Origin of the sequence: Desulforhabdus amnigena (assembly GCF_027925305.1) — a bacterium.
Lineage (GTDB): Bacteria > Desulfobacterota > Syntrophobacteria > Syntrophobacterales > Syntrophobacteraceae > Desulforhabdus > Desulforhabdus amnigena.
Genome location: NZ_BSDR01000001.1, coordinates 1,527,776 through 1,543,183, shown reverse-complemented (window position 1 = coordinate 1,543,183; position 15,408 = coordinate 1,527,776). Strand labels below are relative to the sequence as shown.

Annotated in this window: 16 protein-coding genes; 15 read left to right on the top strand and 1 reads right to left on the bottom strand. The window is 52.1% G+C overall.

Going from position 1 to position 15,408, the window contains the following annotated elements; genetic code table 11:
- Positions 1-114 precede the first annotated feature (114 nt).
- From QMG16_RS06630 to QMG16_RS06570, 13 genes are all read left to right on the top strand, one after another.
- Complete coding sequence (locus tag QMG16_RS06630) at positions 115-369, top strand: hypothetical protein (protein ID WP_281793176.1); 255 nt, start codon at positions 115-117, stop codon at positions 367-369.
- A gap of 111 nt (positions 370-480) precedes the next feature.
- Positions 481-867, top strand: a complete 387-nt coding sequence (locus QMG16_RS06625) for a Rid family detoxifying hydrolase (protein WP_281793174.1) — start codon at positions 481-483, stop codon at positions 865-867.
- A gap of 390 nt (positions 868-1,257) precedes the next feature.
- Entirely contained in the window at positions 1,258-1,974 is a 717-nt protein-coding gene (locus QMG16_RS06620; RefSeq protein ID WP_373878719.1) for an ABC transporter substrate-binding protein, read from the top strand.
- 140 nt (positions 1,975-2,114) lie between these two features.
- Complete coding sequence (locus QMG16_RS06615; RefSeq protein ID WP_281793170.1) at positions 2,115-2,783, top strand: amino acid ABC transporter permease; 669 nt, start codon at positions 2,115-2,117, stop codon at positions 2,781-2,783.
- A 141-nt stretch (positions 2,784-2,924) separates the two neighbouring features.
- Positions 2,925-3,686: an amino acid ABC transporter ATP-binding protein gene (locus QMG16_RS06610; RefSeq protein WP_281793168.1), complete on the top strand. Its 762-nt coding sequence runs from the start codon at positions 2,925-2,927 to the stop codon at positions 3,684-3,686.
- Between the two features lie 6 nt (positions 3,687-3,692).
- A complete protein-coding gene (locus QMG16_RS06605) occupies positions 3,693-4,367 on the top strand; it encodes an amino acid ABC transporter permease (protein ID WP_281793167.1) in 675 nt (224 codons plus the stop codon).
- 59 nt (positions 4,368-4,426) lie between these two features.
- Positions 4,427-5,764: an FAD-binding oxidoreductase gene (locus QMG16_RS06600; protein WP_373878718.1), complete on the top strand. Its 1,338-nt coding sequence runs from the start codon at positions 4,427-4,429 to the stop codon at positions 5,762-5,764.
- Between the two features lie 703 nt (positions 5,765-6,467).
- Positions 6,468-6,782 carry a YbjQ family protein gene (locus QMG16_RS19545; RefSeq protein ID WP_373878717.1) on the top strand — a complete coding sequence of 105 codons (315 nt, stop codon included), beginning with the start codon at positions 6,468-6,470 and terminating at the stop codon, positions 6,780-6,782.
- A gap of 13 nt (positions 6,783-6,795) precedes the next feature.
- The gene (locus QMG16_RS06590) at positions 6,796-7,239 is read left to right on the top strand and encodes a YbjQ family protein (RefSeq protein WP_281793161.1); all 444 of its coding nucleotides are present in this window, start codon (positions 6,796-6,798) and stop codon (positions 7,237-7,239) included.
- Between the two features lie 375 nt (positions 7,240-7,614).
- Complete coding sequence (locus QMG16_RS06585) at positions 7,615-8,844, top strand: pyridoxal phosphate-dependent aminotransferase (RefSeq protein ID WP_281793159.1); 1,230 nt, start codon at positions 7,615-7,617, stop codon at positions 8,842-8,844.
- Between the two features lie 92 nt (positions 8,845-8,936).
- The gene (gene prmA / locus QMG16_RS06580) at positions 8,937-9,803 is read left to right on the top strand and encodes a 50S ribosomal protein L11 methyltransferase (protein WP_281793158.1); all 867 of its coding nucleotides are present in this window, start codon (positions 8,937-8,939) and stop codon (positions 9,801-9,803) included.
- Positions 9,804-9,824: 21 nt separating this feature from the next.
- A complete protein-coding gene (gene icd / locus QMG16_RS06575) occupies positions 9,825-11,063 on the top strand; it encodes an isocitrate dehydrogenase (NADP(+)) (protein WP_281793156.1) in 1,239 nt (412 codons plus the stop codon).
- Between the two features lie 72 nt (positions 11,064-11,135).
- Positions 11,136-11,984 carry a ComF family protein gene (locus tag QMG16_RS06570; protein WP_281793155.1) on the top strand — a complete coding sequence of 283 codons (849 nt, stop codon included), beginning with the start codon at positions 11,136-11,138 and terminating at the stop codon, positions 11,982-11,984.
- Here the strand turns inward: QMG16_RS06570 and cysQ are convergent.
- Positions 11,945-12,763 (bottom strand): 3'(2'),5'-bisphosphate nucleotidase CysQ, encoded by an 819-nt coding sequence (gene cysQ, locus QMG16_RS06565; RefSeq protein WP_281793154.1) that lies wholly within the window; start codon positions 12,761-12,763, stop codon positions 11,945-11,947. The two genes, QMG16_RS06570 and cysQ, sit on opposite strands and share 40 nt — an antisense overlap.
- 465 nt (positions 12,764-13,228) lie before the next feature.
- Here cysQ and yajC point away from each other — a divergent pair, with 465 nt between their 5' ends.
- On the top strand, positions 13,229-13,570 hold the full coding sequence (yajC, locus tag QMG16_RS06560; protein WP_281793153.1) for a preprotein translocase subunit YajC: 342 nt from the start codon (positions 13,229-13,231) through the stop codon (positions 13,568-13,570).
- Between the two features lie 228 nt (positions 13,571-13,798).
- A complete protein-coding gene (secD, locus tag QMG16_RS06555) occupies positions 13,799-15,397 on the top strand; it encodes a protein translocase subunit SecD (RefSeq protein ID WP_281793151.1) in 1,599 nt (532 codons plus the stop codon).
- Positions 15,398-15,408: the final 11 nt, after the last annotated feature.

The following is a 15,408-nucleotide window of genomic DNA, read 5'->3' as shown; positions in this document are numbered from 1 at the left end:
GGCGTTACTTTTACCTCTGGTATTTCACAAGATGCTGATTATCGTATGTGAGTGTAAAAGAGGACATGAGTTTTGGACACTTGCATGAGTTCACTGTAGAAAAAGGAGAATTTCATGAGCGTCGATAAAAAAACATTGGATGGAAAATTGCGGGAGATGTATTCAGAGATTGACAAACATGGTCTGGATCTCTCGCTCGACTTTGATGACCGGAAAGATGCCTGGATTGTGAAGTTGTCCAAAGGCCGGCATGAATTGACCACTCACCTTGAAAAAAAGGATGCAGAGGATTGCCTCGATGGAATAGAGTGCGTTTATCTGGGAGTTCAGATCGGACAGTTCATCAAGAACTTTGAGGCTGAATCGTAATCTTTATGAGTATCATTTCAAAAGGCCCTGAGGGTGCGGGGACGGTCGAATGATTGCCGAGTTGACGTGAGGGTGGAAAAGGATTTTTCGTATGTGGGAGGATTTTATCCAATGAGTTGCGAAGTCATTCAAACGGATCAGGCTCCAGCTGCCATCGGGCCTTATTCTCAGGGGATTAAAGCGGGCGGTTGGCTTTTCGTGAGTGGACAGATAGCGTTGAAGCCCGGAAGCGTGGAACTGGTGAGCGAGGACTTTGCCGACCAGGCAAGACAGGCCTTGAATAATATGCAGAATATACTCAAGGCGGCGGGATACGGATTGTCCGACGTGGCGGCCGTTGATGTTTTTGTGACGGATATGGGTCAGTTTTCGGTATTCAACACCATCTACGAAGAATATTTTTCGAACCACAAACCCGCCCGCGCAGTGGTGGAAGTGCGAGGACTGCCGAAAGGCGCAAAGGTGGAGGTCAAGTGCACGGCGTTTCGGTCCTTCTAGCCGATTGTGAACGCAACGACTTTGCAAATATCGCATCGTATAGGGACTGACCGCAGATACTGCCCTTATGATTTAAACCGAAGGCCATGAGATGAGAGCACTTTGCAGCCTTTATCTCATGGCCATCCAATGATTCCAAGGATTCTTCCCCCTTACAGCCTTCCCTTCGCGGCAGATTTCTTCTTGATCCCATTCTAACCATTTGTTATTTTTCTCGCGATCTCGATTCGATCGTCTTTTCGGAATCTTGACCGTGCAAAATGATCCTGCTGTCAGGTTCCAGTCGGGTGAAGGCGGGAGGGGGCTTTGGTTCTTTCAACTCAACGAAAGGAGAGGGAAGTGAAGACAAAGAAATTTTTTGCGGTTTTTACACTGATTTTTTCATTGCTTATGGCTGTGAATGTGATGTCTTGCCTGGCTGAGGAAAAAACCTACATCAATGGGATCGACGCGAATTTTCCCCCGTTTGCATTCGTGGACAAAGAGGGAAATCCTGACGGGTTCGATGTGGCTGTCATCAATTGGATCGCCAAGGACATGGGATTCAAAGTCAAGCATCAGCCCATGGACTGGGACGGGATCATTCCAAGTCTCAAAGCCAAGAAGATCGATATGATCGCCTCCGGCATGAGCATCACCGAAGCGCGCAAGAAAGAAGTCAATTTCACTCTTCCTTATTGGAAGATCTCTCAGGTGCTGGTCGCCAAGGCGGATTCCGATCTGACACCTGAAACCGCCATGAGTGAAGGAAAAAAGATCGGCGTTCAGCGAGGGACTACGGAAGCCAAGTGGATTGAAGAAAACCTGATCAAGGGTCAGGGAAAGAAATTTGAGCTGGTCTATTATGATTCTGCTCCTCTTGCCATTGAAGACGTGATCAACGGCCGTATCGTTGCCGCCGCCATGGACGATGCTCCGGCGCAGGATGCTGTCAAGAAGAAACCTGTGAAGATCCTCGGCGGTTTCGGCATGCCGGAGGAGGAATTCGGATATGCCGTGCGCAAGGAAGATACCGAACTGCTGAATACCCTCAATGAGGGGCTGAAAAAGATCATGGCTTCTCCCGAGTGGGAAAGCCTGCAGGTAAAATATGAATTGAAGAAGTAGCCGTCATTGCTGTTTTTAAATCATCGTACCGAAGATTTGATCCCGGCAAGAATCAGGGATTTTCCTGAAACTTGCCGGTTTTTTTGACTTCAGGGAAGTAATTCGTCCCGCCGGCAAACTCGAAGGAAAGCCTCGTTAGCATGTCTGAAGGACTGAGCGCCGTTATCCATGCCTTGCCCTATATGTTGCAAGGCTCATTTGTGACCGTAGGCATCGTGGTGGGAGCCATGCTGTTCGGCCTTGCCCTGGGAGTGCCGCTCGCCGTAGGGCATGTTTACGGCTCTTTCCTGGTGAAAGCCGGAGTCAGGATCTATGTCTGGTTTTTCCGCGGAGTGCCCCTTCTCGTCCTTCTGTTTCTTTTTTATTTTGGTTTTTGCTCACTCCTGAATATCAATCTTTCCGCCTTTACCGTTGCGGTCATCGTTCTCGGACTGATCAGTGCAGCATATCAGTCTCAAATTTTTCGCGGAGCCATTGCTTCCATGCCGGCAGGCCAGTTGAAGGCTGCGCAGGCCCTCGGCATGAGTGATACCCAGGCGGTCCTGTTCATTATTTTGCCGCAGGCTTTACGCCTTTCCATTCCGGCATGGTCCAACGAATATTCCATTGTTCTGAAGGATTCAGCGGTCGCTTATGCTCTGGGAGTCGCCGAAATCATGGCCCGCACCCATTTTGTGGCTACCAGAACGTATCAGCACCTTCCTCTCTACATTGCCGCGGGAATGATCTATCTCATATTGACTTATGCAGGGACGAAGGGACTTCGGTTTTTGGAAAGCAAAACAAGAATCCATGGCTATTCGCATTGATCCTCCTGACCCGACGGGACAAAGTCGAGGATAAATTCTTATTTTGAAGGATTCGATTGTCTTGCAGGAGCAATTCCCGGCATTGCAGCGCTCAACGAAGTCTCCTGAAGACGATTTCACATAAAGGATTTCAATGAAACAATGGAAAACGAACCCATTCTGCGACTTGAAAATATAAGAAAAACTTTCGGTCACCGGGAAATTCTGAAGGGGATTTCCCTTTCCATCTCCAAGGGAGAACTCAAGGTCCTCATCGGACCTTCCGGGGGAGGAAAAAGCACCCTCCTGCAGTGCATCAATTTCCTCGTCATGCCTGAGGAAGGCGAAATTTGGCTGGAAGGGAGAAAGGTGAACCGGCACCGGAAGCGCGAACTTTACGCCTACAGGCAGCAGGTGGGGATGATTTTTCAGGACTTCAATCTCTTCGATCATCTCACGGCGCTGCAGAACGTGCAGATCGCCCTGGTGCGCGTGAAGGGGATGGACAAAAAATCGGCCCGGGAACGGGCTGTCGCGGAATTGGAAAGAGTCGGCCTCGGAGGACACATCGATCATTACCCCGCTCAGCTTTCAGGTGGGCAGAAGCAGCGCGTTTCCATTGCACGGGCTCTTGCCATGGACCCCAAGGTGATGCTTCTCGATGAACCGACCTCCGCTCTCGACCCCGAGTTGATCGGGGAAGTGCTCTCGGTGATCAGGGATCTGGTGGCGAACGGCATGACCATGATCATGGCCACCCATCAGATCGGGTTTTCCAGCGCTCTGGCCACTGAGATCATCTTCATGGAAGATGGCCTCATCGTGGAACAGGGGCCTCCATCAAAGATTCTCTTTTCTGCCGAATGCGCCAGGACCAAAGAATTTTGTTCAAAAATCAATGAACTCTATGGAGAGGCCGGTTAGATACACATGGAAGAACTGCAGTTTCTTCAATCCGAAGTTTTGCCATCCCTGCTGAGAGGGCTCAAGGTCAGCATTGCGCTGATCCTTCCCTCGGCTTTCTTTGGGGTTTGCATCGGCGTTTGGGCCGGTGCGACGCGAGTCTATGGGAATCGCCTTTTCAAAACACTGGCCAATGCCTATGTGGCTCTCTTCCGCGGGACCCCTTTGGTCGTTCAGCTTTTCTTCTGGTATTTCGGTCTTCCGCACGTGGGAATCTATCTTTCGCCCTTTGTCGCTTCAGTGGTTGGCTTTTCTCTGTGCAGCGGCGCCTATCAATCCGAGTATGTTCGGGGGGCATTGCTTTCCATCAAGAGAGGCCAGCTGCTTGCAGCGCAGGCGCTCGGCTTTACAAAGTGGAAGATGCTGAAGTCCATCATTTTGCCTCAGGCGCTTCGTAGGGCCCTTCCCGGGTGCGGGAACGAAATCATTTATCTCATCAAGTATTCCTCTTTGGCCTATATGGTGACCTGTATCGAAATGACCGGCGAGGCAAAGATCCTTGCTTCCCATTACTTCAAGTACACCGAAGTTTTTCTGACGGTGGGAGCCTTCTATCTCGCCCTCGTTTCCTTGGCGAGCTGGTTGCTGCACCGGCTGGAAGGCCACCTGAGTCTTCCCGGTTTTGAACATCACAGGAATTGATTTTGAAGACCATCGACAACCCTTATCTGCCTTTGACACCTGAAATAGCCGCCCGCATCATGGATGCAGTGGGGAAAGATGCCTGTATTACCGATCCCCGTAAACTGGAGAGCTTTTCGCAGGACGCCTCGGAGTTTCGCTGTACCCCCGATCTTGTCGTGGAAGCGGTCTCTGCGGATCAGGTGCAGGCTCTTTTGCGGTTGGCCAATGAATATCGTTTTCCGGTCGTTCCGAGAGGCGCCGGCACGGGACTCACGGGAGGTGCTCTGCCTTTTTGGGGTGGAGTGGTGCTCTCTCTTGCCAGAATGAACCGTATCCTCTCCATCGACAGGGAGAATTTGATCGCCGTGGTACAGCCGGGTGTGATCAATATGGATTTGAAGAGGGCGGCACAGAATGTGGGGCTTTATTATCCACCCGATCCCGCAAGCCTGGATACCTGTTCTCTCGGTGGAAACGCCGCCACCAATGCGGCCGGCCCTTCCTGTGTTAAATACGGGACCACCCGGGACTATGTGCTGGGACTGGAAGCGGTACTGCCTTCCGGGGAGAAAATCAAGGCGGGAGTGCAGACTCGCAAAGGGGTGGTGGGCTACGATCTGGCACATCTTCTGGTGGGGTCGGAAGGAACGTTGTGTGTGATCACCGAACTCACCCTGAAGCTGATTCCCAATCCACCGGCAATCATGACCCTGGTGGCGCTTTTTCCTCGTCTTGCCGAGGCCATGCGTGCGGTTACCGCCATTCTTGGCCGGGGGCACATTCCCTGTGCCATGGAATTCATGGACCGGCGTTGCCTGGAACTCGTAGGTGACTACATGCCTTTTGACGGCGTTCAGGAGTCCGGTGCTTTTCTCCTCGTTGAAGTCGACGGGGTACCCGAGGTCATTCAGAGAGAAATCGAAATCATCGGTGAAATCTGTCTCGAATTTGAAGCCGTCAATGTGCTCCTCGCACCCGATTCTCACAAAAGGGCGCAAATGTGGGCTGTCCGAAAAGAGGTCTCTTTGCGGATCGAACATCATTTTCCACTCTACATTCCGGAAGACATTGTGGTTCCCATGGGGCGCATCGCCGAATTTGTCGAGGGATTGCCCCGTTTTGAAGAGCTTTACGGCATGAAAATTTATTCTTTCGGCCATGCGGGGGACGGCAATATTCATTTGAACATTACCGGCGAAAGTCGGGATATTGCCAGGAGAGTGGAGGAGGGGATCGCCGATATTCTGCAAAGAGTGCTCGCCATGGGGGGGACGATTTCCGGGGAACATGGCATCGGCATGGCGAAGAATCGTTTTCTGCACATGGAACTTTCCAAGGAAAGTATTCGAATCCAAAGAGAAATCAAGAAAGTCTTCGATCCCGCAATGATTTTGAATCCCGGAAAGATTTTCTGAAATAAATTCCTACCCTTTTCCACCTTCCCCATCCTTCCATGAAGGATTCCTTTTGTCAGGATTTCCCAGTGATTCACCGATAGGTCACCCAATTTCATCGCTGCAATTAAGTGTAAAGTTTGCTTTGCAAAAAGCCGATTTTGAAGCGTGGTGAGGATCGCAGCCTTTCATCGGAGAGGGCACGGAGAGCACGGGAGGAAGGAAAATTCAAAAACCGGCTGTTTTCCCTCTCACTGCCCGGCGCCCTCCTGGCTTGGTATACCTCCTGAAGAGGGGGAGTCTACCGGTCTTTCAAGGGTGAGGTCCTGACGGGTTTTGCTTTTTGCTGACAGCTATTTGGAAGGGGTTCACTATGGCGACGCATTATAATGTGATCTTTGAGGGAAAAACATTACCTGGAATGGATGCCGAGCAGGTTCGTGGGATTCTGATGAATGCGCTCAAACTGGATGCCAAAGGTATTGAAAGACTTTTTTCCGGTGAGCGGATAGTGATCAAAAAGAGGGCCAATGCGGCGACGGCTGAAAAATTCAAGAAGGTTTTCGCAGCAGCAGGGGCCGTTTGCACGCTCGATCCCCTTGAAGACTTTACCGGGCTGGAACAGAACTCCGACTTGCAGATGGAAGAGGCGGAGCCACTCAAGGCTATGGAGGGGACGGCTTTCAAATCGAACAGATCCCTGGATGCGTCCAATGGCCGTAAGATCATAGTGACGAATATCGAAACCGTTCCCGGCAAGACCATTGTGGAACACTTTGGGCTGGTTTCGGGCAGCACGATTCGAGCAAAGCACCTGGGGAAAGACATAATGGCAAGCCTGAAAAATCTGGTGGGTGGGGAGCTCAAGGGATATACAAAGTTGTTGAACGAATCCCGCCAACAAGCTCTGGAACGGATGATCGAACAGGCCGCTCAACTGGGGGCGAACGCCGTCGTGAACGTCCGGTTTTCCACTTCTTCCGTAGCTCAGGGTGCTGCCGAGTTGTACGCCTACGGGACTGCTGTATTCGTGGAATGAGAGGAGTCCGATCATGTTCGATCTTATAATCTTTTTGTCTCTGGTTGCGCTGGGTTATTTTGTCGGGAGCCAGATTGAGAAGCGACATTACCGTTCCATCAACGAAAGGGAAATGATGCTTCTTTACCTGCCGGCGGTGACTATGAAACATGTGGATGATCCATCAAGGCGGGTGCAGGCTGCTGAACTGGTTTGCGGTAGTGCCGTGATTTCCGTGGATTACTTCAAAAGAATACTCGCCGGGCTTCGCAACATATTCGGAGGAACAGTCCGTTCTTATGAGAGTCTCATCGATCGTGCCCGCAGAGAGGCTATGCTGCGAATGAAAGAGGCGGCAACAGGGGCAACCGTCATCATCAACGTACGCATCGAAACATCGACAATTGGCCGCAATGCAGGCAAAGGAGTGGGGTGCGTTGAAGCTTTTGCCTATGGGACGGCCGTGAAATTGGAGTAGGGGGTGAGTAAAGCGTTCACCGCAGAAGGTGCGGAGGATGCAGAGAATAAGAAAAGTTTAAAAATTGGCTTTTTCCCTTTCTGGGGCATCCGCATAATCTGCGGATGTGCAAGGGCAGTGAACGGTTACCTTTGAAACATTGCTGAAGAAGCATCCATCCCTGGACGAAACCCGGCCTCGATCGGTTTAAAAACATACCCTCGTAATTTCCTCTGTACGGGAAATATCTCTCACAGCCTTTGACCGGTTGTGCTCCGGCTGCCGAAGATCTATACTGTCCGGCGGTCGCGCAGGTACTGTGCCGAGCGCACCATGTTACAACCATTGATCCATCGATTCGTGAATCCTGTCATTACTGAATCCAAAGGAGTTTGCATGACGTTTCTACGTTCTGCATTGGTGGCTTCCGGAAAGACATACCGGACACGCGGCATCAGTCACAGAGTCAGTCAGATCAATATATCGGCCATCAAGGAAATGCCTCTCATCGCCGCCAAGGTGGGCGGGTGCGTTTCCCTGGGACAGGGCATTCCTTCTTTCCCCACGCCGCCCCATATTGTAGAAGCTGTCTGCCGGACCATGAAAGAAAACCCTCAATCGGGCAAGTACACCCTGGGGCCCGGGTTACCGGAGCTGAGGGAGGCTGTGGCTCGGCATCTGAGAGTACAATGCGGTATCGAGGCCGACCCGGAGAGGGAAATCTGCATCACTGTCGGAGCCATGGAAGCCCTGTCCGCTGCCATTCTGACGGTCGTCGAACGTGGGGACGAAGTGATTCTTCCCTCGCCCAACTATGCGTCGCATATCGAGCAGGTTTTATTGGCTGAAGGTGTGCCGGTTTTCGTTCCTCTTGATGAATCCAGCTGGCGGTTGGACGTGGAAGGCATTCGTCGTGCGATCACTCCAAGAACGAAAGCCATTGTGCTCTGTAATCCTCACAATCCCACGGGAGCCAATTTCCCGGAGGAAGACCTTCGTAAGGTGGCAGAGCTTGCGGTGGAACACGACTTTTTCGTCATATCGGATGAAACCTATGATTTTCTGGTCTACGACAATGAATCTCATTTCAGTGTGACATCCCTGCCCGAGCTTCGGGACCGGTTGATCGCCACCTACAGTTTTTCCAAGAAATACGCCATGACGGGTTGGCGTGTGGGGTATGTTTACTGTTCGGAAGGGCTTCTGGACCAGATCATGAAAGTCCATGATGCCATGGCCATCTGCGCGCCGACCCTTTCACAATTTGCCGCCCTGGCAGCTCTTGAAGGCCCTCAGGAATGTGTGTCCGAGATACGGACCGCGCTCCAGGGCCGGCGGGATATGGTTTGTGAACGGCTCGATCGGCTGGAAGATTATTTCGATTACATCAAACCCCGAGGGGCCTATTACCTCATGATGCGTTACAAGATACCCGGAGTGGACTCCATGACCTTTGCTCTGCGACTGCTGCACGATGCCCGCGTGATTACCATTCCGGGGGCCGCCTTCGGTCCTACGGGTGAAAATCTCATTCGCATTTCGTTTGGAGGCAATGAAGCGGAGATCCATGAAGCTTTCGATCGAATGGAGCGGTGGTTGAGCGGGCATCCCTTTGAATCCCCCTGATTCTTTGCTTGCCTCAAGATCGACCTTGTTTTGGAATAACCCATTGGTGTTATCAGGGGATGCGGGTTCAATCGTTACGATGAAGGACGGTGATGGAAAAAAAGTGGATTTGTATTGAAATTTTTTGTGGGATGGATGTTTTGGATGATCTGGCCGCGGAACTGGTTGAAGCCTTTGGCGTGAGTGTGGAATTGATAGAAAAGGGAGTGCGTTTTTATCTGGCGGGGGAAGACTTTCAGAAGGCGAGTGAGGAGAAGCTTCGGAGCCTGTTGAAGATTGTAAAGGAGTCCCATTCCCTGCCTATGCTGCCGACATATCGTACTTCGTTGCTGCTTGACGACGATTGGGCGGACCGGTGGAAGGAGCATTTCAAACCGCTTCGAGTGGGAAAACATTTTCTCATCTGCCCCACATGGGAGCAGCCGCATGCAGCCGCCGGCGATCGGGTGATCCTGATAGACCCGGGACGGGCTTTTGGGACGGGACACCACGAAACGACCCGGCTCTGCCTGGAGTGGCTTGAAGAAAGCGTTCATGAATTCAAAAACATGGAAAGGAAATCGCTCCTGGATGTGGGGACGGGGTCGGGGATTCTCGCTATGGCTTCCGCTCTTCTGGGATTTGAGCCGGTGTTGGGGATCGACAATGACCCTGAGGCCATTGAAGTGGCTGCCGAAAACCTCGAGTTGAACCATCTGTCTCATAAGATTCAACTTGAGGTGACTACGGTCGCAGACGTCAAAGAACGATACAGTGTTGTCATTTCCAACATCCAATCCATTCCCTTGATTGAAATGGCTTCCGCCATGGTACGGCGGGTGGAGCCTTCCGGGCGATTGGTATTGAGCGGCATTTTGGTTGAACAAAAAGCGGATGTTCAAGCGGCCTATGAACAGGCGGGCATGAAACTCACTCGGTCCAGGACCGATGGGGAGTGGTGCCTTTTGGCCTTTGAGTGATACAGAAAGGATGTGAATGCCATGGTAGATCAAAGAGCGACGGGAACATGGATAACGGTGGAAAAGGATTTGAGTCTGAACGTGCCTTCAGATCCAAATATCGGGTTCATCGAGGGCGATGGCGTAGGACCGGACATTTGGGCCGCTTCTCAAGCCGTCATGGACGCAGCCGTCACAAAAGCCTACGGTGGTAAAAGAAAAATTCACTGGTACGAGCTCCTTGCGGGCGAAAAAGCCAAACGGGAAACGGGGGAATGGCTTCCGGAAAGGACCTTTGAGGCTATCCGCCAATGCGTGATAGCCATAAAGGGGCCTTTGACGACACCGGTGGGTGAAGGCATTCGAAGTCTCAATGTGACCCTGAGGCAGGTGCTGGATCTCTATGCCTGTGTCCGTCCCGTGCGATACTTTTCGGGCGTGCCCTCCCCGATGAAGGATCCTCAGAAAGTCAATATGGTCGTGTTTCGTGAAAACACCGAAGATGTCTATGCGGGGATTGAATGGCCGGCCGGGTCTGAGGAAGCGGAACGACTGAGTGCGATCCTGGAGAAGGAATTTGGGGTCAAACTTCCCAAGAACCCGGGCATCGGAATCAAGCCCATGAGCCGTTTCGGAACTCACCGGTTGGTACGGCGGGCCATCCGCTATGCTCTCGACCGGAAGCTGAATTCCGTCACTCTGGTGCACAAGGGAAATATCATGAAGTATACCGAAGGGGCCTTCAGGAACTGGGGGTATGAACTGGCTGCGGCGGAATTTGCTTCAGAGACGGTGACGGAGTCGGAATTGTGGGAAAAATATGATGGGAAGAACCCCAGCGGTCGTGTGGTCATCAAGGACCGCATCGCCGATTCCATGTTCCAGCAGGCCTTGCTGAGACCTGAAGAATACCAGGTGCTGGCCACCCCAAATTTGAACGGCGATTACCTGTCGGATGCGCTCGCGGCGCAAGTGGGCGGCCTCGGGATGGCGCCTGGAGCAAATATCGGGGATGGATGCGCCATTTTTGAGGCGACCCACGGAACGGCTCCCAAGTATGCGGGAATGGACAAGGTGAATCCGGGCTCCCTGATTCTGTCGGGAGTCATGATGCTGGAGCACCTCGGCTGGGTGGAAGCCGCTCATTTGATTGAAAAAGCCCTGGAAAAAACGATTCAATCCAGAGTCGTGACTTATGACCTGGCGCGGCAGATGGAAGGGGCTAGGGAGGTTAAATGTTCTGAATTTGGCCAGGCGATCATCAGCCACCTGGGCGAATGATTTCGTCATGCTTTCAGAAACCTCCTCTAAATCGGGAATCCCATCAAATCCTCCTTTCATGTGGAGGATTTGATGGCACCGCCGGTGGAACTGAAATCGTCGGTACTCCGTCCAAAATGGAGCTTCGAAAAGGCGTTGAGACACCTCAAAGGGCTGGGAAGGTCCTTTCTGGATCTTTGCTTTCCAATTCCTTGTGCCGGGTGCGGGAGAAAGTGGCTTCTACATCATGAGGGATTCTGGTGTGAATCCTGCCTGGAAAAAATCCCCTGGATCTCGTCCCCCATCTGCCCGCAATGCGGCCGGCCTTTTCCCAAAAGCCCTTCCTCTCCCGATCACCTCTGCGGGGATTGCCTTCTGTCCACTTTTTCCTTCGACTATGCCCGCTCGGCGGTTCAACACGCGGGGATCGTTCGGGAACACATCCATGAACTGAAATTCGGAGGGCATCTGCACTGGGTTCCCGCACTTGCCGAGCTTCTGCTCAGGACCATCGAACGGGAACAGGCGCCTCGAGCTCAGATCATCGTGCCGGTTCCCCTGCATGTCAAACGGGTACGTGAGCGAGGGTTCAATCAGGCAGCGCTCATTGCCGGCGTGATGGCCCGACGTCTTGGTGTGCCTGTCCGTTTCGACGTTCTGGTCCGCAGATTTTGGACGGCACCTCAGACTCGGTTGAACCGCAGCCAAAGGCTGGAGAATGTCAAAGGGGCTTTTCAAGTTTCCCTGTCCTCGGAAATAAGGGGACGAATCGTCTTGATGATCGACGATGTTTTCACCACGGGCACCACTCTCAATGAATGTGCCAAGGTTCTCAAAGAGAGTGGAGCCGCTGAAATTCATGCGCTGACCGTCTCCAGGGCCCTGCCCGACTGGAAAAAGAGTTATGACGATTCGTCGAGTTTCATGGATGACGCCCTTTGAAGAACGCCTGTTTCCTGGAGCCATTCCAGGCTGGGGGCGGCAAGAAAAGGGCCGTTGGTCAGGCTTTCCTTGTTGTATGTGAAGGGTTTTCCCTGGAGATTCACCATCACTCCCCCCGCTGCGGCGACAATCGCATGCCCTGCTGCGGTATCCCATTCCGAGGTAGGTCCGGTGCGCGGATAGAAATCGGCTTCCCCCTTTGCCAGCGCACAGAACTTGAGGGCGCTTCCACGCTTGATGGGTTCATAAGCGGGCAGGGCATCGAGGATTTCGTCCAGGTGAGGTGATGGATGGTGGCGGCTCATGAGTACCCGTACCGGCGCGTTCGTGCGGGGGCGTTGGACATGCAGCTTCCTGCGTTCCCCTTTTGTGGTTTCCCAGCAGCCGCTTCCCATCTTCCCCATGTAAAGACATTGAGCGACGGGAATGTATATGATTCCCAACACGGGGGTCGTTCCCTCTATCAAAGCGATATTGACGGTGAATTCTCCGTCCCGTTTGACGAATTCCTTGGTCCCGTCCAGAGGATCCACGCACCAGAACCGGGCCCATTTTCTTCGTGTACTATAGGGGATCGCTCTGCCTTCTTCCGAAAGAACGGGAATATCGGGGTAGTGGGACTGAAGGCCTGAAACGATCACCTCATGGGAACGTAAGTCTGCCAGAGTGAGAGGGGATTTGTCCTCCTTCTGCTGCACACTGAAGTCCGTCTCATAGACTTGCATGATGGATTCGCCGGCCTTGCGGGCCAGATTTTCTAAAAAATCAAGGTCGATCACACTTGCTCCTTCTGTGTTTTTTGAAATCTCCCGGGTCATCTTGTATTTTGATGACATCGTTTATATGCTCCTCCTCCACTTTGTGCAAGTCGACCGGAAACGAGGAGGCTGAAGTGTTTTTTTTAAGCCCACGATTTAACTGTCTGCTATTTCAAATGTATCGGCAACCGAAGCGCGGCAAAAGGGATTTAATGATTTTGGCCCGTTGACAAAACTCATAAAATGTCGTTTATATGAGCCTTTCTTTTTATATGAAATGGTAGCTTGGGTTTTCCTACCCGATGCTTTCATGTTGGGAATGAAACAAGATCTACCTTTTCATGCTTCGCTATGACCCATCGGGTCATGGGGGAGTGAAGGAAATATTTCACTATGGTTGCGTAAATCACCCTTGAGGGTGATTGCCGGGTGAGTTGGAAACCGAATTTTAGTTCTCGTTCAGTTCAACTATTCATGGAGGAACGCATGGAGTGGGCTAGTATAGCGTACGCGATGGGTGTTGGAGGGCAAGGTGGCGCAGGAGGACAGGCTGGAGGTGGTTTGGCCGCTTTTGCCCCTCTGCTTTTAATGGTTGTGATCTTCTACTTTCTCCTCATAAGACCCCAGCAGAAAAAGCAGAAGGAACACCGGAACATGCTCTCCAATTTGCAAAAAGGGGACCGGGTGCTCACCCAGGGGGGGCTCCAGGGAACGATTACGGGCATGACCGATACTGTCGTAACGTTGGAAATCGCCGATAAGGTTCGAGTGAAGGTGCAGCGGGGCTATATTGCGGCAGTACTTGGCAAAGGCGAGACTGCCGAGTAAATTTCATTCCTGTCATTGCATATCGTCAAAGGACATGGGGGGCACATTTCAGTTGTCAGGGAGGTGTCCCTTTCTGTCGAATCAGGACTCATAGAAGAGTCTGCCTGAGAATACCAAGTGCCTTCATCAATTCAATACACGACAGAATTTTATAATGAAGGGAAGACGTTTGCCGCTTTCAAAAACGGCTTTTCGGTCAGGCTCTAAAAGCTTTTGGGGGGAATCGGTTTGAAAAATCTTCAATGGCGTACACTGATGGTAGTTGCGATCCTGATCGCAGGGATCGTTTATCTGGTGCCAACCTTGAGCTCGTCTTTACCTTCATGGTGGACCAAGATCTTTCCCACGGAAAAAATCCATCTCGGTCTCGACCTCCAGGGCGGTATGCATCTGGTGCTGGAGGTCGAGTCGGATAAGGCGGTGGAGAGTACGCTGGAGCGTCTCGCTGAAGACCTCAAAGAGACTCTCCGTGAACAGCATGTTGCCTTCACTCAGATTACCAGGGCAAAGGATCTGAACATTGAAATCCAATTGCCTGGTGTTGACCAGCAGAATCAGCTCAAGGATATCCTGGATAAAGACTTTCCCACCCTGGAATGGAAAAGTGGAGAAACCGGCGCTGAGGGCATGAAAGTGACTTTGGCCATGAAGCCGACTGAAGTGGAGCGTACCAAAAAGATGGCGGTCGCTCAGGGTTTGGAAACGATCCGGAACCGTATCGATCAATTTGGCGTGAGTGAACCCGATATTCGCCCTGAAGGGGAAGATCGAATTCTCATCCAGCTTCCCGGTGTGAAAGAGCCTCAGCGTGCGGTCGCTCTCATCGGTAAAACGGCGCTGTTGGAATTCAAACTGGTGGCGGAAGGTGTGACGCCGCAGGATATAAAGGACGGCAAGATTCCAGCCGGAGTAAAAGTCTACACCATGAAGCGTGAAGACAAGACGACCGGGCAGACCTATCAGAGTCAGATCGCCCTGAAAGACCGCACCCTCATGACGGGCGAATACATCACCAATGCTCAGGTCCAGATCGATACTCAATACAATACGCCTTACGTTTCTCTGACTTTCGATCAGCAGGGAGGACGGATCTTCGAACGTGTCACCGAAGCCAATGTGAAAAAGCAGCTTGCCATCGTACTGGACGGTGTCGTTTACTCCGCTCCCGTCATTCAGGAAAAGATCAGCGGGGGACGCGCCAGTATCACCGGGTCCTTTTCCATGGAAGAGGCCCGGGACCTGGCCATTGTGCTGCGAGCCGGCGCGCTGCCCGCGCCCGTTAAAATTCTAGAGCAGCGGACGGTGGGTCCCGCTCTTGGAAAAGACTCCATTCAGAAAGGGTTGCTTGCCTGCTTGGTGGGGGGTATTTCCATCATCTTTTTCATGGTCATTTATTACAAGCTGTCGGGTGTCGTGGCGGATGTGGCCCTCGTCATGAATATTATTCTGATTCTCGCCGGACTTGCCGCATTCGGAGCAACGCTGACGCTTCCGGGTATTGCAGGTATTGCTCTCACCATCGGTATGGCCGTCGATGCCAACGTGCTCATCTATGAACGCATACGCGAAGAAATGAGACTGGGCAAAACACCCCGGGCGGCCCTTGACGCCGGGTACAGCAAGGCTACGGTCACCATTATCGACGCCAATATCACGACCCTGATCGCCGCCTTGGTTCTCTTTCAGTTCGGGACCGGCCCTATCCGGGGGTTTGCGGTTACCCTCTCCATCGGTCTTGTCGCAAACTTGTTTACCGCAATCGTCGTAACACGCATTATCTTCGATTACTTGTTGAGTGAACGTCGCATGCGTACGCTGAGCATCTAGCTTTCTAGAAC

Coding starts and splice junctions, on each gene's coding strand:
- QMG16_RS06630 (WP_281793176.1), top strand. CDS start 115: ATGAGCGTCGATAAAAAAACATTGGATGGAAAATTGCGGGAGATGTAT.
- QMG16_RS06625 (WP_281793174.1), top strand. CDS start 481: ATGAGTTGCGAAGTCATTCAAACGGATCAGGCTCCAGCTGCCATCGGG.
- QMG16_RS06620 (WP_373878719.1), top strand. CDS start 1,258: ATGGCTGTGAATGTGATGTCTTGCCTGGCTGAGGAAAAAACCTACATC.
- QMG16_RS06615 (WP_281793170.1), top strand. CDS start 2,115: ATGTCTGAAGGACTGAGCGCCGTTATCCATGCCTTGCCCTATATGTTG.
- QMG16_RS06610 (WP_281793168.1), top strand. CDS start 2,925: ATGGAAAACGAACCCATTCTGCGACTTGAAAATATAAGAAAAACTTTC.
- QMG16_RS06605 (WP_281793167.1), top strand. CDS start 3,693: ATGGAAGAACTGCAGTTTCTTCAATCCGAAGTTTTGCCATCCCTGCTG.
- QMG16_RS06600 (WP_373878718.1), top strand. CDS start 4,427: ATGGATGCAGTGGGGAAAGATGCCTGTATTACCGATCCCCGTAAACTG.
- QMG16_RS06590 (WP_281793161.1), top strand. CDS start 6,796: ATGTTCGATCTTATAATCTTTTTGTCTCTGGTTGCGCTGGGTTATTTT.
- QMG16_RS06585 (WP_281793159.1), top strand. CDS start 7,615: ATGACGTTTCTACGTTCTGCATTGGTGGCTTCCGGAAAGACATACCGG.
- prmA (WP_281793158.1), top strand. CDS start 8,937: ATGGAAAAAAAGTGGATTTGTATTGAAATTTTTTGTGGGATGGATGTT.
- icd (WP_281793156.1), top strand. CDS start 9,825: ATGGTAGATCAAAGAGCGACGGGAACATGGATAACGGTGGAAAAGGAT.
- QMG16_RS06570 (WP_281793155.1), top strand. CDS start 11,136: ATGGCACCGCCGGTGGAACTGAAATCGTCGGTACTCCGTCCAAAATGG.
- yajC (WP_281793153.1), top strand. CDS start 13,229: ATGGAGTGGGCTAGTATAGCGTACGCGATGGGTGTTGGAGGGCAAGGT.